Source organism: Frigoribacterium sp. PhB116, from assembly GCF_004364285.1.
Classification (GTDB): Bacteria; Actinomycetota; Actinomycetes; order Actinomycetales; family Microbacteriaceae; genus Frigoribacterium.
This window is the reverse complement of the sequence record NZ_SOBE01000004.1, coordinates 205,041-227,404: the sequence shown is the minus strand read 5'-3', so window position 1 is coordinate 227,404 and position 22,364 is coordinate 205,041. Positions and strand designations below refer to the sequence as shown.

Sequence of the window (22,364 nt, the reverse complement as noted above, 5' to 3'; positions counted from 1 at the left end):
GACGCCGCCGCCCTGCTGAACCAGACCTTCAACACCGACGCCGTCCAGGACGAGATGCTCGTCGGCGTCGCGAAGATCACCGTCGCCACCGAGTAGGGTCCGCCCTCACCCGAGTGACGACGACACCGGCCCCGACCCTGCACGTGGGCCGGTGTTCCCGGTGGGGCCCCGCTCCACGCTCCGGCGTGGGGCGGGGTTCTCCCTCCGCTCGGTCATGAACCGTCAGAAAAGGTCCTCTCCCTCTCGGGAAAGGACCTTTTCTGACGTCTCGCCGCCCGTCGACGGAGAGAGCCCGGGCTAGCCGGTGACGACCGCGATCTCGTTGGCCGCGACGCCGAGGTCGCCCGTAGCCGTGACCTCGCCGCTGGCCACGTCGACCGCGTGGATCGAGCCCGATGCCGGGTCGGTCACGTACGCGGTGTCGCCGACGACCGAGAGGCTCGGGTGCGAGTCCTGCCACTCGGCGGGCCCCTCCCACGCCTCGATCACGGGGTACGAGGCCCCGAACGTCCCGGTGGCGACGTCGAGCACGTGCAGCGCCCCGTCGGTGCCGAGCACGAGCGCGTCGTCGTCGGCGGTGCGGCCGACGCCCTTCCAGGTGTAGGCCACGCCGTCGGGCAGGTCGAGCACCTGCGAGGTGGCTGCGGCGGTGTCCACCGCGGTGAGCTGTGTCAGCTCGTAGCCCTCGGAGTCGGGGTCGCTGTTGTAGTCGCCGAGCATGACGGGCGACGAGTCGGTGACGTAGGCGTTCCCGGTGCGGCCGTAGTCGTCCGCGGCGGCGATCTTCGTGAACGCGCCGTCGTCGTACAGCAGCACGCCGTCGCTGCAGCCGAACACCGCGACCTCCTCGGCCGTAGTGCCCTCGCCGTGCACGGAGGGGCACTCCTCGCTGCGCGCGGTCTCCTCGCCGGCGGCGTCGAGCGCGCGCACGCCGACCCGCGACTCGGAGTCGCCGATCGTGGTGAGCAACGTGCCGTCCTCGAGCTCGATCGAGACGCCGTGGTGGGCCTCGGGCGACGAGATCGTCTCGGTCGCGGGCAGCTCCCCGGTCGACGAGACGTCGAGCAGGTCGGCCGTGTCGAAGACGGTGGTGTCGCCGGTCCCGTCCGAGAACAAGATCGTCTTGTCGCCGTGGCGCACGACGTGGCCGGGCGTCGGCGCCTCGAACACGAGGTCGGTGAGCTCGGGCTCCGCGGTGTACGACGTCCCGTCGGCGGTCCAGGCCCCGGTGTCGAGCACCTGGAACCCCTCCTCGGTCGAGACGAGCACGTGCCGTCCGTCGCCGGCCGGGTTGACCCGGTTGAAGCCGGCCAGCTCGATGTCGGCCACGGTCTCGAGGGTGGTCGCGTCGAGCACGAGCACCCCGCCGTCGTAGGTGGCCGCGATGCGGGGCTGCGCCGAGGAGGCGGTGGTCGCGCCCGCCTCGGAGGCCGCGCCGGTCGCGGCGTCGCCGCCCGCGCCTCCTGCGCTCGAGCACGCCGTGAGGGCCAGCGCGGCCGAGGCGGCGAGGGCGAGGCCGGCGAGGGCCCTGGTCTGGTGTCGGGAGGTCGTGTGTCGCTGGGTCATGTGATCCGTTTCCGTGTTCGGTGATGGGGGTGGTGCGGGCCGGTCAGGGCGACAGGCCGGTCGCGATGAGCCGCTCGTTCGAGCGCATCATCTCGAGGTAGGTCTCGGCTCCCCCGCCGGGGGCGCTGAGCGACTCGGTGTGCAGGGCGACGACGTCGACCTCGACGTCGGCCTCGTCGGCGAGGACCTGCACGAGGCGGTCCGGCTGGGAGGCGTCGGCGAAGATCGTGCCGACCCCCGCCTCCTCGATCGCGTCGGTGAGCCCGGCGAGGTCGGACGCGCTCGGCGCCGCCAGCGTCGTGCCGCTCGGCAGCACGGCCCCGACGACGCGGAACCCGTACCGCTCGGCGAGGTAGCCGAAGACGTGGTGGTTCGTGACGAGCGCGCGCCGCTCGGCCGGGATCGCGCCGAAGCTCGCCTCGAGGTCGGCGTCGAGCTGCTCGAGCTGGCCCCGGTAGGAGGCGGCGGCCGACTCGAGCGCACCGGCGTCGAGGCCGTCGACCTGCGTCGCCAGCTCGCGCTCGAGCCCGTCGACGACGTCGAGCATCCGCTGCGGGTCGGTCCAGAAGTGCGGGTCGAGCTCGCCCTCCGCGTCGCCCTCGGCGTAGGCCAGGGGCTCGATCAGGTCACCGGCCTCGACGACGGGCACGCCCGCCGCGGCGGCGGAGTCGACGTGCTGCTGCAGGCCCTCCTCGAGGCCGAGGCCGTTCGAGACGACCAGGTCGGCGTCGCGCAGGTCGGCGGCCTCGCGGGCCGAGATCTCGACGCTGTGCGGGTCGGCCCCCGGGGGCATCAGGGTGACGACGTCGGCCTGGTCGCCGACCAGCTCGCCGACGACGTCGCCGAGGATGTTCGTCGTGACGACGACGCGCGGGGTGCCTGCAGCCGCGCCGCCGGTGCTCGTGCCTGTGCCTGCAGAGCCGCCTTCGGCGAGGGCGGAGCAGCCGCTGGTGACGAGCAGCACGGCGAGGGCGGCGGTCGCCCGGACGAGTCGACCCCGAGGACGAGCACGAGCCACTGAGCCCCGCGAACCGGGTTCCGAACCATGAACCGGGATAGTTCGCGGTTCATGGTTCGGAACGCGGTTCATCGAGCCGAGACCGGAACCGAGGAGGCGCGCGCGGCTCATCGACCCGTCTCCACGAACAGGCGGCCGGGCAGCGGCAGCGTGCGGGCGACCCGCGCCGAGTCGGCGTGGTCGATCTCGTGCACGACTCCCGCCGACGGCGAGTTCAGGTAGCTGCGCGACGCGTCGACCTCGAGGACGACGCCGGCGGGCAGCTCGGGCCCGTCGGCTCCGGCGACGAGGTCGGCCGCGACGAGCGGCTCCGTCTGCGCGAGCACGCCCTCGGGCGAGAGGACGACGACGCGTCCGGAGGTGTCGACCGCCACGACCGTGTCGTCCGAGTCGCCGACGGCCGTCGCCCGCAGCAGCGGCTCCGGGGTCTCGATCAGCGTCCAGGTGCGGGCCCGCGTGTCGAGCAGCCAGGCCCCGCGGGTGCCGGCGACGGAGGCGACGGCCGGCCGGCCGGGGCGCGCCTGGAACGAGGTGGCCACGTCCGACGCGGACGTCCCGGCCGGGTACGGGATGCGCTCGAGCGTCACGTCGCCGGCGCTGTCGGCGGTGGCGAGCACAGCGCCGTCGGCACAGCCGACGACGACGCCGACGCGGGTCGCGGCCGAGCCGCGGAGAGCGGGGCAGGGCTCCTCGAGGCCGTCGACGGGCTCGCCCCCGGCGGTCGTGACGACGACCGTGTCGGCGAGCACGGGCGCGGCCGGCCCGGAGGCGCCGGAGGTGTCGGCCGCGTCGGCCGCGTCGGCGGCGTCGGCCGCGTCGCTGACGACGCTCGCGATCAGCTCGTCGCCGAGCGGCACGAGCACGCCGGCGTGCGGCGTCCCCTCGATCCTCCCGACCGCGTCGAGCTCGCCGTCGGCCAGGGCGTCGCCGTCGAGCACGAGCCCCGTGCCGGTGGCCGACCAGGACGCGGCGGTGAGGGACGCGCTGGAGGCGGCCCGCACCTCCTGCGCAGCGTCCTCGGACGTGCCTGACGCGTCGGCGCCGCCGTCGGCGCCGGTGCCGCTGCCGGTCTCGACGCCGAGGTCGGCCAGGTCGTCGGGCTGGGCGACGACCCGGGGATCCGCGAGGTAGTAGTGCGAGTGGTCGCCGTGGGGCACCGTCCAGGCGCCGCCGTCGACGACGGTGAGCCGCCCGTCCGGGGTCGCCGCGAAGAGGTGCCGGCCGTCGGTCGTGAGCGAGGAAGCGTCGCCGAGCGAGCCCCCGGACACCAGCTCGACGGTCTCGCCCGAGGCAGGGTCGAGGGCGCTCAGCACGTCGCCGTCGAGGGCGACGAGGCGGAGCTGCGGCTCCTGGAGCTCGCGGGCTCCCTCGACGTACCCGTGCGGGACGGCGGTCTCGTCGGCACCGGCCTTGCCGGCGTCGTCGGCGGAGTCGGCGCCGGGGCTGCAGGCCGAGAGGGCGAGCAGCGCGACGAGGGCGGCGGGGAGGAGGACTGTTCTTCTGGTCACGAGTGCGGGGTCGCTTCCTGTCGCGCCGGGGGCGCGAGGTCGAGGGTCGGGCGGTCAGGTGCGGGGCGGGCGTCGACGGAGGCGACGACCGCGGACGCCGCGGGTGCGGGTGCGGATGCGGGTGCAGGTGCGGGCGCGGGCGTCGCCCCGGCGTCCGCGCCAGGCGTCGATGCCGAGGAGGCGCGGTCTCCGACCACGGCACGCGCCGCGGCCGACAGCCCGGCCAGCGCCACGGCGCACGCGGCGATGCTCGCGCCCGCCGCCGTCGAGGCGTGCCACGAGACGAGCAGCCCGACGAACACGGCGAGGGCGCCGACGACGGCGGCGGCGGCCATGGTGGTGGGGATGCGACGGGTCCACTGGCCCGCGGCCACGGCCGGGGCGATGAGGAGGCCCACGACGAGGAGGCTGCCCACCGCCTGGTAGGAGGCGACGACGACGAGGGTGACGAGCCCGACCAGCACCACGTGGGCGAGCCCCGGGCGGAGGCCGGACGTGCTCGCGACCCGGGGGTCGAAGGCGAGGGCCACGAACGGGCGGTGGAAGGCGGCCGTGACCACGACCCCGACGACGACCGCGACGGCGATGAACACGAGGTCGCCCTGGTCGACGGCGAGCACGTCGCCGAACAGCACGGCCGTGAGGTCGGTGGCGAACGAGCGTGAGCGGGAGACGATCACGACGCCCACGCTGAGCATCGCGACGTAGAGCAGGCCGATGGCGGTGTCGGGAGAGACCCGTGACCGTCGCGTGACGAGACCGACGCCGGCCGTCATCACGGCGGCGCTGACGGCGGCGCCGAGCACGGCGGGCAATCCGAGGAGCGCGGCCAGGGCGACGCCGGGCAGGACTCCGTGCGCCATGGCCTCCCCGAGGAACGCCATGCCGCGGACGACGACCCAGGTGCCGACGACGCCGCAGAGCACAGCGACGAGCACGCCGCCGACGAGGGCCCTGAGCATGAACGCCGTGCTGAACGGGTCGAGGAGGAAGGTCACGAGGCACGACCATACATGAAAACGATTATCAGTATGATCAAGCTATGGACATCGCACCGGGACCCCTCGCACCGGCCTCCGGCCACCCCTCTCGCCTCGCTTCCCGCCCCGACTCTCGCCTCGCGGAGCCGACCTCGGGGACGGTCGCGCGCCTCCTCGGCGTCAGCGCCCACCACGACGGACGCACCGCGCTGCGGGGAGTCGACGTCGACGTGCTCGACGGCCGGCTCACGGTGCTCGTGGGCCCGAACGGTTCGGGGAAGTCGACGCTGCTGGGCGTGCTGGCCGGCACCCACCGCGACGTGGAGGGGCAGGTCGCCCTGCCCGCGTCGGGCACGACGGCGCTCGTCGTCCAGCGGAGCGCGGTCACCGACCGCCTGCCGATCACCGTGCGCGAGACGGTCGCGATGGGGAGGTGGGGGGCGCTCGGTGCGTGGCGGCCGCTCGGGCGTCAGGACCGTTCCGTCGTGGACGACTGCCTCGAGGCGCTCGACGTCGCCGACCTCGCCCGGCGTCCGCTGGCGGCGTTGTCGGGCGGGCAGCGGCAGCGCGTGCTCGTGGCTCAGGGGCTGGCACGCCAGGCCGACCTGCTGCTGCTCGACGAGCCGACGGCCGGGGTCGACACCGCCGCCACGGCGCTGATCCGCGCGGCCGTCGACGTCGAGCTCGCCCGCGGAGCGACCGTCGTCGAGGCGACCCACGACCACTCGCTGCGCGGGCCGGGCATCGACGTCGTGCACCTCGTGGACGGTCGCCGCGTGGCGTGAGCGCCCTCGCGAAGGACGAGCTACACCCCTGGATCGGCGCTGCACCCCCCGTTCCACGGGTGTAGCGCGGGTTCGGGGGTGCAGCTCGCGCGGCGGCCGCGGCGGCGGGCGGCGGCGGCACCCCGCGGACCCGCACGCACCCTCATGCGCGCAGGAGGGTGTGCGCGGGTGCGGCGGGTGTGGGCACCGCGCGATGATGGTGGGCGTGCAGCGACCGCCGAGTGAACCCGGATCCGACGCCGAACCTGGATCGGACGCCGTCGCCGTCCGCTCGGCCTACTCGTCTCGGGCGGCGGAGTACGCGGCAGCACTCGGCTCGATGAGCGCGGTCCACCCCGCCGACCTCAGCATCGTGTCGCAGTGGGCGGACGAGCTCGACGGACCGGTGCTCGACCTCGGCTGCGGGCCGGGCCACTGGACGGCGTTCCTCGCCGAGCGTGGCGGACACAGCGGGGGCGACGGGCACAGCGGGCACGCCCCGCTCAGCGCACTCGACGTCACGGGCGTCGACCCGGTCCCCGCGTTCGTGGAGCACGCCCGGCGCGACCACCCGGGCATCCGCTACGAGATCGGTTCCGCCGAGCACCTGTCGGCGGACGACGCCAGCCTGGGCGGGGTGCTGGCGTGGTACTCGCTCGTGCACCACTCTCCGGACGCGATCGACGGGCCGCTGCGGGAGGTCGCGCGCGTCCTGCGTCCGGGCGGGCGCTTCCTCGTGGGGTTCTTCGAGTGGCCGGCGCTCGAGCGCTTCGAGCACACCGTCGTGACGGCCTGGCGCTGGCCGGTCGACGAGCTGGCGGCACGGCTGGAGGCTGCCGGGCTCACCGTGCTGGGGACGACGACTCGCACCGACCCCGGATCACGCCCGCATGCGGCGCTGATCGCCGAGCACCGCACCATCCGCTGAACCGGCAGCGCCTGCACAGCCGGCATCGCCCGGGCTCGGACACCACCGAGTGGACGCGACACCGGTGAACGAGGTGGTGTTCCGGTCACTCGGCGGCGTCAGGGGCAGGCGGCACTCGGCAGGCGGCAGGGGCCTAGAACGTGTGCTCCCGAAAGGACGGACGCCCCGCCGCCGGGTCGGCAGCGGGGCGTCCGAGAGACGATCGGCGCCTAGTACGAACCGGCCCCCGAGGAGGCGGCGGCCGAGTCGGCGAGGAGCGCCCGCGACCCCGAGACGCCCAGGCGCGTGGCGCCGGCGGCGACGTACTTCTGCGCGTCGGCGAGGGTGCGCACGCCGCCCGAGGCCTTGACCCCGAGGCGTCCGCCGACGGTCTCGGCCATCAGCCGGACCGCGTGCTCGGACGCACCGCCAGCCGGGTGGAACCCGGTCGAGGTCTTGACGAAGTCGGCACCGGCCGACTCGGCGGCCTTGCAGGCACCGACGATCGCGTCGTCGCTCAGCGCCGCGGACTCGATGATGACCTTGAGGACGGTCGGGGCCGGCACGGCCTGGCGCACCGCGGCGATGTCCTCCTCGAGGGAGGCGTAGTCGCCGGCGACCGCGGCACCCACGTCGATGACCATGTCGACCTCGTCGGCCCCGGCACGGACTGCCTCGGCCGCCTCGGCGGCCTTGACCGCGGAGGTGTGCTTGCCGCTGGGGAACCCGGCGACGACGGCGACCTTGAGGTCGGCGCCCTCGGGCAGCACGAGGGGCAACATCGACGGCGAGACGCAGACCGAGTACGTGCCGAGCTCGACGGCCTCGGCGATCAGGGCGTCGACGTCGGCGCGGGTCGCCTCGGGCTTGAGCAGGGTGTGGTCGATGAGGCGCGCCGCGTCGGCGCTGGTGAGGGTCGTCTCGGTCATGAGACCAGGGTACGGCGGTCGGCCGCACCGTTCTGCGCCGAGTCGCCGTCGGCCCCGCCGTCGCGCACCCCGACGACCGAGGCCGTCGGCTGCTGGGCGAGGAACCGGTCGGCCGTGCGGAGCGACATCGCCATCTGCAGCAGGGCGGGGTTCGCCACGACGGCGCTGGGGAACGTCGAGTTGTCGCAGACCCACAGGTTGGCCACGTCGAAGCTGCGGCCGTCGGGGTCGACCACGGCGTCGGCCGCGTCGTCGCCCATGCGGCAGGTGCCGAGGGTGTGCGCCGTCCGGGCCAGGACCCGGATGTCGGTCCCGCCCGCGGCCTCGACGATCGAGGTCATCGTGCGGATGGCGTGCTCGTCGATGGCCTGCTCGTTCGGGCCCGCCGTGAACGAGATGCGCGCCTTGGGCACGCCGACCTCGTCGAGTTCGTCGGAGAGCACGAGGCGGTTGTCGTCGCTCGGCAGGCACTCGGCGTTGATGCCGATGCCCGCCAGGTGGCGGTAGCCCCCGATGACGTCGGCCAGCTCGTCGCCCCAGAGCCCGCCGCCGCGCACCAGCGTCGTGGCGAGCGTGAGCGGCGGGACGCCGAGGCTCTGGATCAGGTAGCCCCCGACGAAGTCGGCGTCGGCAGGCGCCCTCAGGTCTTCGGTGATGATCGACGACGGGTAGCCGCGGTGCCCGCGCATCTCGCCCTCGAAGGTGCCCCAGACCTGGGTCGCGCCGTGCGCCATGAAGTTGCGACCGACCTGGCCGCTGCTGTTCGCGAGGCCGGTGTGCAGCAGCAGCCGCGGGGTCTCGACGCCGCCGGCGCAGAGGAACAGGGCGGCGGTTCGCTGCCGGTGCTCGACGCCGTCGTGCACGTAGACGACCGCCGTGACCTCGCCGCTGTCGTCGGTGTCGATGCCCGTCACCGTGGAGTCGGGCCGGATCTCGGCGCCGTGGGCGACCGCGCTCGGCAGGTACGTGACGTCCATGCTGACCTTGGCGCCGTTGCGGCAGCCTTGGTGGCAGCTGCCGCAGCTGACGCAGGCGTGGCGGAGGCCGGCGTGCTGCTGGTGGTGGTCGTGGGTGATGAGCGCCTCGGGGGCGTCGGCCGTGCGGATGCCGACGGCGTCGCAGCCGCGCACCATCATGTCGGCCGCGGCGTTGCGCCCCGCAGGCGGGTACGCGTAGTGCCGCGAGGGATCCCACGGGTAGTCGCTCGGCCCCGAGACGCCGACGAAGGCCTCGACCTGCTCGATGTAGCGAGTGACCTCAGCGGAGTCGACGGGCCAGTCGACGCCCTGGCCGGTGACGGACTTCAGGTGCAGGTCGCGCTCGTCGGGCCGGGGCACGAAGGCGCCCCAGTGCAGGGTGGAGCCGCCCACGCCGCGACCCGAGTTGTTCGGGCCGAACGCGTTCGGGTCGTCGCCGTCGCTGAGGCGCTCGTCCATCCAGTTGATGGCCGTGCCCGCTTCCTCGTCGTTCGTGTACAGCTCTGGGTCGAAGTTCGGCCCCGCCTCGATCGCGACGACGCGCAGGCCGGCCGCCGCCAGCTTCGCCAGCAGGGGCGCGCCTCCCGCGCCGGTGCCCACGACGACGGCGTCGACGACCTCGTCGTGCCCGTAGGTGGTCATGTCGTCGAGCTTCATCGTGCTGCCTCCGTCGGTGCTGCCTGCGTTCGTGCTGCCTCCATGGTCGGTTCCCACGCTTCTCGGGCATCGGCGGCCAGCAGCTGGAAGCCCTGGAACCGCGGACCGTCGCCGCCGTTCGCGTAGCCGTCGTAGCCGATGCGCGACATCGTCGCCGGGTGCGACAGCCACGTGCGGACGAGGTCGACCCGGCAGTCCTCGAACCAGAGCGTCATCTGCTCGGCCGTGAAGTCGTCGGACCGGGGCTCGTGCTCGCCGGCGATGATCGCGGTGACGAGGGCGTCCTGCTCGGCCCGTGACAGGTCGCCGAAACCGGCCAGCTCGTCGAGCCCGTGGCGATAGGCCTCGGGATCGGGCGGCAGGGCGGCGTTGCGCCAGCCGTCGCCCCGGCCGGAGCCGACCCGGGCGTCGACCCGGGCGGCCAGGTCGATCGCCTGCCGCGGTTCTGGAGCCCGCTGCGGCACGATGCGGTCGCTCAGCACGCGCAGGATCTGCAGCTGCGCCTCGTCGACGACGACCGGACGGTAACGCGGGTCGTCCGCCAGGACGCGGCGCGCGTGCAGCGCGCGCGTCTGCGTGCTGACCCGCGAGGAGGCGAGGGTGCGGACCACGTCGACGGGCACGACCGGGCCGGTGCCGGCCTCGTCGCGCCAGAAGTCGCGGATCGCGGCGGCGACCTCGTCGGGGCGCTCGAGGGGCAGCAGGTGCCCCGCGCCCTCGAGCACGTGCACCTGGGCCCGCGGGTAGACGCGGCCGTTGAGCTCGCGCTGGGCCGCCTCGCCGAGGTCGCCGTCGCTGCCGCCCGCCAGGATGACGGCGGGCACGTCGAGCACGCCGACCGTCTCGGACCAGTCTTCTCGGCTGCCGCGGTCGAACCAGGCCGTCCAGGCCTCGGCGGAGGCGCGCTGCACGTCGGCGACGGCGGTCGCGTCGGACGGCGGGTCGAGCGGCGCGCCCAGGTTCGCGTCGACGAAGGCACGAGCCGAGGCGGCGTCGATCGCCCCGCCGTCGGCCATCGCGCGCTTCTCGGCGCGGTCGTCGTCGCTCATCGGCTCGGGCGTCGGCGGCGAGGCCGCGAGCAGCACGACGCCGCTGAGGCCGAAGAGCCCGTGCTCGCCGGCCAGGGCCCGGGAGGCCACGACGGAGGCGATCTTGCCGCCCATGCTGTGGCCGACCAGCAGCCAACGGCCGGGCGCGTGGCGCCGGACCTTGCGCACGACGAGCGCCGCCATGTCGTCGACCGAGACGCCGGAGGCGGCGCTCGCGTCGCCGAAGCCGGGCAGGTCGAGCGCGACCACGTCGGCCGTGTCGGCGAGCCGTGCGGCGACGCCGTCGAACTCACGGGCGCTCATGCCCAGGGCGTGCAGGAAGAAGATCGTCGGACGGGCAGCGTCGACGGGTGTGTTCACGGGTGCTCCTCGAGGGGCCTCGGCGCGGTGCCCCCGGGCAGCGGGGGCACGTCGGACACTACGAGGCACCGCCGACACTACGAACGCACGGCTGACCGCCCTCCCAGCCTGCCGCCTCCCGCCGGGGTACGCCTGCCTCCTCGAACTGGGTGTCGGCGGGTTCCCGTGGCCGTCGGCGGGTCAGCGCCGACCCGCCGAGGACGACGGGAACCCGCCGACAGGGATCTTGACCCGCCCGACTCGACGGGTACCCGCCGACGTGCAGAGGCCGGGTCGCGCAGGGCCACGCCCGGGTCGCTGCGGCTCAGGCTCGGGTCACGACCGGTCGTGCAGGCTCAGGCGGCAACTGCGGCCGGCAACGCCGCCAGACGTCGCTCGAGCTCGTCGACCGTGCCGAGCCGCCGCTCCGGCGACACGTCCCGCAGGCGCCCGACGAGCCGGCGCGCCGCCGCGACCACGGCGGGCTGGTCGGCGCCGTACGTCTCGACGCCCGCCACGACCGAGTCGACGAGCGACTCGACCGACGGCAGCCCGGCGACGACGCGGAGCGTCCCGTCGGCGTCGCGGTGCCCGGTCACGCGGTCGCGTCCGCGCCACACGGGCACGAGCACCGCGGTCGACATGTCGAGCGCGCTCACCGCCGTGTAGGGGTCGTTGGTGCCGGAGGCCAGGCCGCGCACGGCGATCTCCACGAGCTGCTGCAGCGCGTAGCCGACGTCCTGGTGCGGGGTCCGCGACGAGCCGAGCGTCACGCAGGCGCGGATCGCCGTCGCCGCGGCGGACGACGCGGTCGTCGTCGTGCCGACGAGCTCGTCGCCGACGATGACCCAGCTGCCGGGCATCGAGCGCACGACCACGACCGTGTCGGCGTCGGCCGCGACGCGGACGAGCCGCGGCCAGTCGACGGCCTGGACGTAGCCGTCCCGGTCGGTGCGCACCGCGGCCGTCGTGCGGGGCGCCTCCTGCGGCTCGGTCTCGACGCGGTCGCCGGGTGAGGCCGGGTAGGCGAGGTCGGCCGCCGTGCGCAGGTCGCCCAGCACCTGCTGCTGCAGCGACGTGATCTGCACCGACGTCGCGATGTGGTGGATGAAGAAGACGAGCACGCCGACGTCGACCACGCCGAGCAGCACGGCTCCGTGCACGGCGAGCAGGGGCACGAACGCGTCGGCGCCGTCGACCTCGGTGTGCACCGAGCGCATCACGACGATCGCGTAGAGGAACGTCGAGGTGAAGGCCGCCAGCACGAGCTGGTTGGCGCGGTCGGCCATGAAGTTGCGGACAAGCCTCGGGCCGTAGGTCGACGACGTCGTGGCGAGCACCGAGATGGTGATCGAGAACGAGGTGCCGGCCACCGTGAGCATCGACGAGCCGATGATCGAGAGCAGCGACCGTCCGCCGCTGGCGCTCAGCGCGTCGAGGAAGGGCAGGCCGACGGTGCCGCCGCCGATCAGGCCGCGGTCGACGGCGACGAGCAGCTCGGCCGCGACGATCGCGACGACGCCGAGCAGCGCCGGGAAGAACCAGAACGACTCCCGCGCGCGGAGCAGGACGGCCCTCACGGGCGGGTCACGAGGGCGGAGGAGGCGCGGACGCGGCAGAGGGGCATGCCCCACACTGTGCCCGGTCGCGACCGCGACGGCCCGGCCCAGGTCGCGCACGCAGACGAGGAGGCGCGGCGCGGCAGGGTGCCGCACTGCGCCTCCTCGACGCTGGTCGGGCCGTGGCCCGGGGGACGGGTCAGGCCCGGTGGGCGCCGTCCCCGTGGTGCCGGGTCGACGTCTCGGCGTCGACGGGCGCCTCGGCCGCGACGTGCGACACGGTGTCAGACGAACCCGAGCCGGAGCCGGAGCCCGCACCCGCACCGCCGTCAGCGCCCGAAGCCGGGTGCGACCGCTCGAGCGACGCGCCCTCCACGTCGACGTCGGGCAGGATGCGGTCGAGCCACTTCGGGATCCACCACGCGGCGTCGCCGAGCAGGTGCATCACCGCGGGGATCAGCAGCAGGCGGACGACGAACGCGTCGACGAGCACACCGAGCGCGAGCCCCAGCCCGATCGACTGGATCATCACGGAGTTCGAGAAGACGAAGCCCGAGAAGACCGCCGCCATGATCAGCGCCGCGGCGATGACCACGGTCCGCCCGGCGTGGACGCCGCGCTGGACGGCGAGCCGCGCCGGCGACCCGTGGGCGTACGACTCGCGCATGCCGCTGACGAGGAACAGCTGGTAGTCCATCGCGAGCCCGAACAGCACCCCGACCATGAGGATCGGCAGGAAGCTCAGGATCGGGCCGGGGTCGTGCACCCCGAACACCGGGCCCAGCCAGCCCCACTGGAACACCGCGGTCACGCCGCCGAACGCGGCGAACAGCGACAGGACGAACCCGAGCGTCGCGGTCACAGGCACGAGGATCGACCGGAACACGAAGATCAGGATGATCAGCGACAGCCCGACGACGACGAGCAGGTACAGCGGCAGGGCCGCGGCCAGCTTCTCGCTGACGTCGATGTTGCCGGACGCGTTGCCGGCCACGCCGAGCGACGAGACGCCCTCGACGTCGAGCGAGCGCAGGTCGCGGACCAGCTGCTCGGTCGACTCGGCCGTCGGCCCGCCCTCGGGCACGACCTGGAACGCGAGCAGGGTGTCGTCGTCCGAGGCGCCGATCGGGGCGATCGCGGCGACGTCGTCCTGGGCGGCCAGCTCGGTGCCGACGCGCACCTGCTCGGCGACGAGGTCGTCGTCCGAGACGGCCTGGTCGAGGTCGGCGACGACGAGCAGCGGCCCGTTGACGCCGGCGCCGAACTTGTCCTCGACGATCTTGTACGCCTGGTAGGCGCTCGAGTCGACGGGCTCCGACGACCCGGCCGGGAGGCCGAGGCGCATCGACAGCGCGGGGATGGCGATGATCAGCAGGACGGCGACGCCCGCGATCAGCGTCAGCACGGCACGGCCGGTGCCCATCGGCTTCGACGGCACCTTCACGGCGCCGGTGCGGCCGACTGCGGCACGCGCCTTCTTCGTGAGGATGCGCGGGCCGACGAGGCGCAGCAGCGCCGGCGTCAGCGTGATCGCGATGAGGATGGCCACGAACACGCAGACCGCGCCGACGGTGCCCATCAAGCCGAGGAACGGGATGCCCGTCAGGTTCAGCGCGAGCAGGGCGATGAGCACGGTCGAGCCGGCGAACACGACGGCGTTGCCGGACGTGCCGTTGGCCAGCCCGATCGACTCGTCGAGCGGCACGCCCGCCTTCAGCTGCGTGCGGTGCCGGTTGAGGATGAACAGCGAGTAGTCGATGCCCACCGCGAGGCCGAGCATCACGCCCAGCACGGGCGTGACCGAGAGCATCTCGACGGCGCCCGAGAGCGACAGCGAGGCGAGCACGCCGACGCCGACGCCGACCAGGGCGTTGAGCAGGGGCAGGCCGGCGCCGATCAGGGTGCCGAGCATGACGAACAGGACGATGGCGGCGATGATGACGCCGCCGACCTCGCCCGGGCCGAGGATCTCGGGGATCGTCGCGGCGATGTCGTTCGAGACCTCGACGTCGACGCCGGCGATGTCGGCGTCCTCCAGGTGCGAGACGACCGCCTCCTTCGCCTCCGAGGGCACCAGGTTGAGCGCCTTGTCGAACTGGACGGTGGCGACGGCCGTGGTGCCGTCCTCCGACACCTGGCGGATGCCGGACGAGAGGTCGAGCAGCGAGGCGCCGTCCTCGAGCGTCTTCTCCTGCGTCTCGAGCTCGGAGAGGCTCGAGTCGAGGGTCGCCTGCTGCGTGTCGATCTGCTGCTGACCCGCGGTGATCTGCGCCTGCTGAGCGTCGAGCTGCGCCTGCGCCGCGGCGAGCTGGCCGGCGGCCTCCGCCTGGGCGCGCGCGGCGTCGAGCTGCTGCTGGCCCGCGGTGAGCTGCGCCTGGGCGGCGTCGATCTGCGCCTGGCCGGACTCGATCTGGCTGCGGCCGTCCGTGATCTGCTGGCGACCGGAGTCGATCTTCGCCTGCTGGTCGGCGAGCTGTGCCTGCGTGGCGAACGGGTCGACCGTGCCCTTGACGTCGTCGAGGTCGGTCATGCCGCCGAGCAGCGAGACGATGTCGGCCTGCTGGTCGGCGCTGAAGGCGCTGTCGTCGCTGGTCGTGAAGACGACCGAGCCCGTGCCGCCGCTCGCCTGCGGGAATTTGTCGGCGAGCTGGTCCGACACCTCCTGCGTCTTCGTGCCGGGGATGCTCACGGCGGTGGTCAGCGTGCCGCCGAAGAGGGCGAACGAGCCGCCGGCGAGGCCGAGCACGACGATCCAGGCGGCGATCACCACCCAGGCGCGTCGGGCCGACAGCCGGCCGAGTCGGTAGAGCAGGGATGCCATGGGCGGTCGTCCTCCTGGTGGTGCGGTGGGCCGGTGGTCGGTCCGTGGGGTGGTGGAGCCTCGCGTCGCGTCGTCGGGAAGGAGGTGGGGTCGGGCAGGTCGGGGCGGTGGGGTCGGGGTCGGCCTGGGGTCAGGCAGGGGGCGCGTAGCCGGTGCGCACGCTCGTCACGAGACGATCGAGCAGCTCGGCCCAGACGGCCCGGCCTTCGTCGTCCAGGGCGCCGTCCGTCCGGCGCACCCAGTGCTCGGCGATGACCGCGATGCCGTGCAGCAGCGAGCTCACGAGGAGCTCGACGTCAAGCTGGTCGACCGCGATGCTCCGTCGGGCGGCATCGGCGGCGAGGTGTTCGGTCGCGCGGGAGAAGACGTCCTGCACTCCCTTGTTCGCGCCGTTCGCCTCCGCGTCGCCGTCGAGCACGCGCCACAGGTAGGCGACGACGGCCGGCAGGTCGATGCTGCGGAGAGCGAGCACCACCTCGTCGAACAAGGAGGAGCGGGTGCCGGCGACCTCGGAGGTCGCCACGGCCGTCGTGGCCGCCCGGAACTCGTCGATCGCGTCGGTCAGAGCCGCCGTGCAGAGCGTCATCACGACCTCGTCGAGGCTCGCGAAGTGGTTGAAGATCGTGCGGCGCGACACGTCCGCGCGGGCGGCGAGCTCGTCGACGCCGAAGCGCGGGGCGCCCTGCTCGGCGATCAGCGCGTCGCCCGCGTCGAGGATCGCCTGACGGTGGCGCGCCTTGAGGGCGGCACGTCGGTCGAGGGCGGGGGCGGTCGAGGGCACCTGCCTACACTAAGTGCAGCGACGCACTCGGTGCACGGCGCCCAGGTGGGGAATCGCTGGGAACTTCGGCCGACGCCTCAGCGGCCGAGGGCCCGGGCCAGGTACGGCGCCGTGCGGCTCGCGCCCGACTCGGCGACCTCGCGCGGCGTGCCCGTCGCGACGACCTGCCCGCCCGCGTCTCCCCCGCCGGGGCCGAGGTCGATCACGTGGTCGGCGGCCGCGACGACGTCCATCGCGTGCTCGACCACGACGACCGTGCTGCCCGCGTCGACCAGCCGCTGCAGCTGCGCGACGAGCAGCTCGACGTCCGCGGGGTGCAGGCCGGTCGTCGGCTCGTCGAGCAGGTACAGGGTGTGGCCGCCGCGCATCCGCTGCAGCTCGGTCGCGAGCTTGATCCGCTGCGCCTCGCCGCCCGACAGCTCGGGGGCCGGCTGCCCCAGCCGCAGGTAGCCGAGGCCGACCTGCCGCAGCGTCGAGAGCGCGCGGGAGGCGGCCGGCACGTCGCCGAGGAACCCCTCGGCCTCGTCGACGGTCATCCCGAGCACGTCGGCGATCGTCGCGCCGTGCCAGGTCACCTCGAGCGTCTCGGCCGTGTACCGCGCCCCGTGGCACTCCGGGCAGGGCGCCCAGCTGCCCGGCAGGAAGAGCAGCTCGACCGTGACCGAGCCCTCGCCCTGGCAGACCTCGCAGCGGCCGCCGACCACGTTGAACGAGAAGCGCCCGGCGCCCCAGCCGCGTGCCCTCGCTTCGTCGGTGGCCGCGAAGGAGGCGCGCACCGCGTCGAACAGGCCGGTGTACGTCGCGAGGTTCGACCGCGGGGTGCGTCCGATCGGCGCCTGGTCGACCTGCACCACGCGGTCGACCAGCGGGTGCTCGGTCGCCCGCTCGGCGAGGACGCCGCCGACGAGGCTCGACTTGCCCGAGCCGGACACGCCCGTGACGGCGGCGAGCACCCCGAGCGGCACGTCCACGTCGAGGGCACGGAGGTTGTGCCGGGCGACGTCGCGCAGCTCGAGCCACGCTGACGGGACGCGCGGGGAACGGGAGGCGGGTGCGTCCTCGGCGGTGTCGCGCGCCTCCTCGGTGGTCTCGCGCGCCTCCTCGTCGTCGCGCCCCGGGGCCGACGGCACGGGCGCCGCGCGACGGGGCGCGAGGAACCGACGGGTGACCGACGCCTCGACGTCGGCGAGGCCGTCGACGGGGCCGCTGTAGAGCACCTCTCCTCCCCCGGTGCCGGCGCCCGGCCCGACGTCGACGACCCAGTCGGCGCGACGGACGATCTCCATGTCGTGCTCGACCACGAACACGCTGTTGCCCCCGGCGCGGAGGGCCTCGAGCACCTCGACCAGCGACTCGGCGTCGGCCGGGTGCAGGCCCGCGCTCGGCTCGTCGAGCACGTACACGACGCCGAAGAGCCCGGAGCGCAGCTGCGTCGCGATCCGCAGCCGCTGCATCTCGCCCGGCGAGAGCGTCGGCGTCGCGCGGTCGAGGCTGAGGTAGCCGAGCCCGAGGCCGGTGAGCACCTCGACCCGCGACAGCAGGTCGCGTGCGATGGTGACGGCCACCTCGGTGCCCTCGCCCGAGGAGGCGCGCGAGGTCGCCGCGGTCGCATGCGCCAGCGAGGCGGTCGGCCGCAGCACCTCGGCCACCTCGGACAGGGGCAGCCCGTTCAGCTCGGCGATCGTCCGCCCCGCGAAGGTCACGGCGAGCGCCGCGCGCGTCAGTCCGGTGCCGCCGCAGAGCGAGCACGGGCCCGACTCGACGAACTGCAGCACCTTGGCGCGCTGCGTCTCGCTCTGGGAGTCGGCGAGGGTGTGCAGCACGAAGGCCCGGGCGCTCCAGAACCGGCCCTTGTACGGCTTCGCGACACGGTCGCGCTGCGGGACGACCTCGACGACGGGCTGCTCCTCGGTGAAGAGGAGCCAGTCGCGGTCGGCCTTCGGCAGCTCGCGCCACGGCCGGTCGATGTCGTGGCCGAGCACGGCGGTGACGTCGCGGAGGTTCTTGCCCTGCCAGGCGCCGGGCCAGGCGGCGATGGCCCCCTCGCGGATGCTGAGCGAGTCGTCGTGGACCGCCGACGCCTCGGTGACCTCGTGGGCGGTGCCGAGTCCGTGGCAGCGCGGGCAGGCGCCCGCGACGGTGTTCGGCGAGAAGGAGTCGGACTCGAGCCGCTCGGCACCCGCCGGGTAGCTGCCCGCGCGCGACCAGAGCATGCGGGTCGAGTTCGAGAGGGTGGTGAGGGTGCCGACGGTCGACCGCGAGCTGGGCGCGCCGCGGCGCTGCTGCAGGGCGACGGCGGGCGGCAGGCCGGTGATCGACGCGACGCGCGGGGTGCTGCCCTGGGCGATGAGGCGGCGGGCGTAGGGCGCGACCGACTCCAGGAACCGGCGCTGCGCCTCCGCGAAGATCGTGCCGAACGCGAGCGACGACTTGCCCGAGCCGGAGACCCCGGTGAACGCGACGATGCGGTCGCGGGGCACGTCGACGTCCACGTCGCGCAGGTTGTTCTCGCGGGCGCCTCGGACGCGGACGAAGCCGTCCGTGACCGCAGCATCCGGTGCGGCCACGGGAACGTCGGCAGTCGCGTCGGCGGGCACGGCGACGGTCGCGTCGGCGGGTGTCGAGGAGGCGCGCGAGCGTGAGGAGGGCATCCGGGCGATGGTAGGCGGTGCTGCGGCAGCGGGTCCGGGTCGGCGGGTGCGCGGGGGACGAGGCCGACAGCTGGCTGCGAGGCGGGCGGACAGCCTTGTCCGCCCGCCGCGCCGTGGCTAGCGTGGGGGCATGGCGCCGGGGGGTGCCGGACGCGAGGCAGCCCTGCTGCTCACCGACTCGCGGGCACGACGGATCAGGGAGACGGACCATGTCGACGACGACGAAGACAGGCGACACAGGCACGGACGACGCGGGCCCGAGCGGCGCGACCGGGGACCGACGGGACGACGTCGCGGGGGCCGCCGGGCGCCTCCTCCGCTCGCCCGTCTCGGCCGCGCGGTACGCGTGGCTCCGCGCCAGGGCGAGCTCGACCCCGCGTCCGCGCGACGTCCCCTTCGGCGCCGGGGCAGGCGTCGACCCCGACCGCGTGCTCGTCGTCGGGGCAGGTCCTGCCGTGGGCTGGGGGGTCAGCTCCCACGACCTGGCGCTGCCGGGCCGTGTCTCGCGGAGGCTCGCCCGCCGCACGGGTCGCGGCTCCCACGTGGCGGCGTTGGCGGAGGCGACGCACCGGCTCCCGGCCGTCCGAGCCGCCCTCGACGACGTCTTCCTCGAGAACTGGGACGTCGTCGTGGTCACCCTCGGAGCGGCCGACGCCCTCACGCTGCGCTCGCCGCGCCCCTGGGCCCGCGAGCTCGACGCCGTCGTCGTCTCGCTCCTGGCACGACTCCGGCCCTGCGCGCGGGTGGTCGTCGTCTCGGCTCCCCCGGGCGACGCGCTCTCGACCTTCGGGCTGCGCGCGTCCGCCGCTGCCGAGCGCCACGCGCGGCTGCTGAGCGACGCCGCCGACGAGGTCTGCTCTGCCCACGCCCGCGTGACGCACCTCGCGCTGCCCGCGCTCCCGCGCCTCACGCAGGACGGCCGAGCCGAGGAGGCGCCCCCCGCCGTCGACGACGCCACCGGCCGTCTCTACGAGCAGTGGGCCGACGCACTCAGCGAGCACGTGGCACCGCTGCTGCACGCCCAGCGCGCCCGCACCGACTCCCCGCAGAAGGCCCGCAGCCGCCCGCAGCCCGAGCGCGTCCGGCTGGACGCGATCACCGCCTCCGGGCTGGGGCAGGCGGAGCCGACGGCGGCTCTGCACGACATCGCCGACCGCGCGAGGGAGGCCTTCTCGACCGACGGAGCCGCGTTCGACCTCGTCCTCGACGACCACCAGTGGGCCGTCGTCAGCACGCTCGGGTCCGCGCGGGCGATGCCGCTGAGCGAGTCGTTCTGCGTCACGACGATCCGCTCGGAGGAGCCCTTCGTCGTCGCCGACGCGTGGGCGGAGGGGCTCGAGCTGCCCCGCAACGACATCCGCTTCTACGCGGGCTGGCCCGTGCACACGGCCGACGGCACGCGGATCGGGGCCTTGTGCGTCTTCGATCCGCAGCCTCGGGACGTCTCCGGGCTGCAGGTCGAGCGGCTGCGGGAGTTCGCGCTCGACGTCGAGCGGGAGCTGTTCCGCCTCGCGGCCGCCTGAGACTTCGTCACGTCCACGTACACTGAGGCCGTGCTCCGTCGCCTCGCTCCCCTCGCCGCCGTCGTGCTCTCCGCTGCCCTCCTCACGGGGTGCTCCACCGCCGACGACGAGCCCGACCGTCCGTCGCCGAGCTCGACCCCGTCCGCCACCGCCCCCGCGCCGACCCCGACGCTGAGCGCCGCCCCCGCCGTCCCCTCGACGTCGACCGTCGCGAGCGTCACGGGCCGTTCGGTCGAGGTGCACGACGCCCCCGACGGCACCGTCACGACGACCCTGGACAACCCGCAGGCGTCCGGCGCGCCGCTCGTGCTGCTCGTGCTCGGCCAGGAGGGCGACTGGGTGAACGTCTCCGTCGCGCAGCGGCCGAACGGGAGCAGCGGCTGGGTGCCGGCCTCCGCCGTGACCTTGACCACCACCTCCTACGCCCTGGTCGCCTCGACGACGAGCAACACCCTCGTGCTCTACGACGCCGGCGTCGAGAAGAAGTCGTTCCCGGTCGCGACCGGCACCGGCGGCACGCCGACGCCGACCGGCTCGTTCTACCTGACCGAGCTGCTCGCCCCGACGAACCAGGGCTACGGCCCCTTCGCCTACGGCCTCTCCGCGTTCTCCGACGCCCTCAACTCGTTCGGCGGAGGCCCCGGCCAGATCGGCCTGCACGGCACGGACGACGAGGCCAGCATCGGCCAGGCCGCCAGCCACGGCTGCATCCGCCTCTCGAACGCCGACATCAGCGAGCTCGCCGCGATGCTCCCGCTCGGGACGCCGATCACGATCACGTAGCGGGCACGGCCGCGCGCCTGCAGGTCAGCCGTGGACGAGCGGCAGGGCGCGGACGCCGGCCATCACGTCGTCGACGATGCCCGACGAGAGACGCACGTCCTCGCGCAGCCCGTCGACGGCCTGCTCGAAGGCCGCGACGAGCCCGCGCCGGACGCCCTCGACGACCTCCGTGGCTTCCTCGCGCCCGAGCCCGAAGGACCGGCCCGCGTCGACGAGATCTCCTGCCCCGATGCGCGCCAACGAGTACTCGCCGCCCACGTGCATGGCGCTGTCGATGCGGGAGACGCGGTCCCAGTAGGGCGCGTAGGTGACGAGGTCGTAGAGCGGGGCCAGGGACACGTGGTCACCGTCGAGCAGCACCGAGTAGTTCTTCGCGTGGGCGTCGGTGCACCCGGCGACGACGTTGAACACGACGGCCCGATAGAACGTCGCGGCGAGCTCGCGCCGGTCTGCCTCTCGGGGCAGGGACCGGGCGAGTCCCGCGACGGCAGCCAGCCCGGGCCCTCCGTCGCGGTGCTGGTACTTCTTGTCCGGGGAGACCGCGAGCGCCTGGCAGGGATCCTCCTGGTGCAGCCGACGCCACGTGCCCTCGACGAGCTCGCGGTCGTAGCGCCGCGTGACGTACACGTCGAGACCGTCGATCTCGACGAGCTCCGACTCCGCCACGTCGTTGCCCAGGTGGTGCGCCGCGCGCATGGTGAGCTGCTCGACCACGTCGATGCGACGCGCCGCACCGGCGACCGGCTTGAGGATGTGCGTCGTCGGGGTCGCCTCCCGCGGCGTCCCCCAGCCGTCGTCGAGACGGTGCAGGGCGATCTTGGGCTGTGCACCGGCGAGGCTGAACCGGCCGACGGCGTCGGACCACGGCACCCCTTCCGCGTACTCCGACACGGCATGGCGGAGCATCGTGCCGACCGCGGCGTCGGAGACGGGCGTGACGAGGTCACGCGACCCCGTCGCGTCCTCGGGCGACGACCCGGGCCCCGTGATCTGGACCGACCCTGCGACGTCCGCCCCGACGCGCTCGAGCAAGGCGACCGGATTCGCCCGGGAGACCCCGAACCGCCTGGCGGTGGCCTCGAGCGCCTCCGCGTTGTCGGTGAGCAGCCCCCGGAGGAACGGCAGCACGACACGCTTCCTGTGCGTCGCCGCCGCGAGGGGCATCGACAACGAGAGCGGCGTCGGCGACGGCGACCGGCGCCAGGGCTCGTCGTAGCGGAACGTCACGTCGCCTCCGGCGGACTGGGTCACCACGCCGCAGAGCTGTCCATCGAGGTGGACTGCCAGCTCAGTCACCATCGGACGTCGCCGGTGTCGCGAGCTCGCAGGGCGACCTCGAAGCCGAGCGCCTGCCAGAGGTCGAAGACCTTCGACGCCTCGACGCTCGCCTTGCCTGCCTCCACGTCCGCGACGAAGGAGCGTGAGACACGTGCCCTCTCGGCCAGCTGAGCCTGCGTCCATCCCCGCTCGTCGCGGAGCTCGCGGACCACGGCAGCTGCCTCTCGCATCGTGTACACGGCGTTCCTCCCGCTGATGGCCGGCGCAGTCATGT

Annotated in this window: 17 protein-coding genes; 4 read left to right on the top strand and 13 right to left on the bottom strand. The window is 74.2% G+C overall.

Going from position 1 to position 22,364, the window contains the following annotated elements; genetic code table 11:
- Positions 1-297 precede the first annotated feature (297 nt).
- The 4 genes from aztD to aztB all read right to left on the bottom strand — a co-directional run bounded on the left by aztD (position 298) and on the right by aztB (position 5,090).
- Positions 298-1,566: a zinc metallochaperone AztD gene (aztD, locus tag EDF20_RS13655; protein WP_133739038.1), complete on the bottom strand. Its 1,269-nt coding sequence runs from the start codon at positions 1,564-1,566 to the stop codon at positions 298-300.
- Positions 1,567-1,609: 43 nt separating this feature from the next.
- A complete protein-coding gene (aztC, locus tag EDF20_RS13650; RefSeq protein WP_243833497.1) occupies positions 1,610-2,584 on the bottom strand; it encodes a zinc ABC transporter substrate-binding protein AztC in 975 nt (324 codons plus the stop codon).
- 107 nt (positions 2,585-2,691) lie between these two features.
- Positions 2,692-4,092: an ABC transporter gene (locus EDF20_RS13645; protein ID WP_133739037.1), complete on the bottom strand. Its 1,401-nt coding sequence runs from the start codon at positions 4,090-4,092 to the stop codon at positions 2,692-2,694.
- Positions 4,089-5,090 (bottom strand): zinc ABC transporter permease AztB, encoded by a 1,002-nt coding sequence (gene aztB, locus EDF20_RS13640; protein WP_133739036.1) that lies wholly within the window; start codon positions 5,088-5,090, stop codon positions 4,089-4,091. The genes EDF20_RS13645 and aztB overlap by 4 nt, the downstream gene beginning before the upstream one ends.
- Positions 5,091-5,134: 44 nt before the next feature.
- Here aztB and aztA point away from each other — a divergent pair, with 44 nt between their 5' ends.
- Both aztA and EDF20_RS13630 read left to right on the top strand, forming a co-directional pair.
- Positions 5,135-5,857, top strand: a complete 723-nt coding sequence (gene aztA, locus EDF20_RS13635) for a zinc ABC transporter ATP-binding protein AztA (RefSeq protein WP_133739035.1) — start codon at positions 5,135-5,137, stop codon at positions 5,855-5,857.
- 319 nt (positions 5,858-6,176) lie between these two features.
- Positions 6,177-6,764 (top strand): class I SAM-dependent methyltransferase, encoded by a 588-nt coding sequence (locus EDF20_RS13630; RefSeq protein ID WP_243833496.1) that lies wholly within the window; start codon positions 6,177-6,179, stop codon positions 6,762-6,764.
- A 209-nt stretch (positions 6,765-6,973) separates the two neighbouring features.
- Here the strand turns inward: EDF20_RS13630 and deoC are convergent, their stop codons facing one another.
- The 7 genes from deoC to EDF20_RS13595 form a co-directional block, all read right to left on the bottom strand.
- A complete protein-coding gene (deoC, locus tag EDF20_RS13625; protein WP_123546959.1) occupies positions 6,974-7,672 on the bottom strand; it encodes a deoxyribose-phosphate aldolase in 699 nt (232 codons plus the stop codon).
- A complete protein-coding gene (locus tag EDF20_RS13620; RefSeq protein ID WP_208292659.1) occupies positions 7,669-9,306 on the bottom strand; it encodes a GMC family oxidoreductase in 1,638 nt (545 codons plus the stop codon). Before EDF20_RS13620 ends, deoC begins: the two co-directional genes overlap by 4 nt.
- Positions 9,303-10,715 carry an alpha/beta hydrolase gene (locus EDF20_RS13615; protein WP_133739034.1) on the bottom strand — a complete coding sequence of 471 codons (1,413 nt, stop codon included), beginning with the start codon at positions 10,713-10,715 and terminating at the stop codon, positions 9,303-9,305. The genes EDF20_RS13620 and EDF20_RS13615 overlap by 4 nt, the downstream gene beginning before the upstream one ends.
- 335 nt (positions 10,716-11,050) lie before the next feature.
- Positions 11,051-12,274 (bottom strand): DUF2254 domain-containing protein, encoded by a 1,224-nt coding sequence (locus tag EDF20_RS13610; RefSeq protein ID WP_166644834.1) that lies wholly within the window; start codon positions 12,272-12,274, stop codon positions 11,051-11,053.
- A gap of 178 nt (positions 12,275-12,452) precedes the next feature.
- Positions 12,453-15,074: an MMPL family transporter gene (locus EDF20_RS13605; protein WP_133739032.1), complete on the bottom strand. Its 2,622-nt coding sequence runs from the start codon at positions 15,072-15,074 to the stop codon at positions 12,453-12,455.
- Positions 15,075-15,204: 130 nt separating this feature from the next.
- Positions 15,205-15,855, bottom strand: coding sequence for a TetR/AcrR family transcriptional regulator (locus EDF20_RS13600; RefSeq protein WP_133739031.1), 651 nt, complete (start codon positions 15,853-15,855; stop codon positions 15,205-15,207).
- A gap of 77 nt (positions 15,856-15,932) precedes the next feature.
- Positions 15,933-18,506 carry an excinuclease ABC subunit UvrA gene (locus tag EDF20_RS13595; RefSeq protein WP_133739030.1) on the bottom strand — a complete coding sequence of 858 codons (2,574 nt, stop codon included), beginning with the start codon at positions 18,504-18,506 and terminating at the stop codon, positions 15,933-15,935.
- A 209-nt stretch (positions 18,507-18,715) separates the two neighbouring features.
- On the opposite strand from EDF20_RS13595, the gene EDF20_RS13590 reads away from it, so the two are divergent.
- A complete protein-coding gene (locus EDF20_RS13590) occupies positions 18,716-20,029 on the top strand; it encodes a GDSL-type esterase/lipase family protein (protein ID WP_133739029.1) in 1,314 nt (437 codons plus the stop codon).
- A 30-nt stretch (positions 20,030-20,059) separates the two neighbouring features.
- Positions 20,060-20,812 (top strand): L,D-transpeptidase, encoded by a 753-nt coding sequence (locus EDF20_RS13585; RefSeq protein WP_243833495.1) that lies wholly within the window; start codon positions 20,060-20,062, stop codon positions 20,810-20,812.
- A 24-nt stretch (positions 20,813-20,836) separates the two neighbouring features.
- Here the strand turns inward: EDF20_RS13585 and EDF20_RS13580 are convergent, their stop codons facing one another.
- Positions 20,837-22,111 carry a HipA domain-containing protein gene (locus EDF20_RS13580; protein WP_133739028.1) on the bottom strand — a complete coding sequence of 425 codons (1,275 nt, stop codon included), beginning with the start codon at positions 22,109-22,111 and terminating at the stop codon, positions 20,837-20,839.
- Positions 22,105-22,320, bottom strand: a complete 216-nt coding sequence (locus tag EDF20_RS13575) for a helix-turn-helix domain-containing protein (protein ID WP_123547354.1) — start codon at positions 22,318-22,320, stop codon at positions 22,105-22,107. The genes EDF20_RS13580 and EDF20_RS13575 overlap by 7 nt, the downstream gene beginning before the upstream one ends.
- Positions 22,321-22,364 lie beyond the last annotated feature (44 nt).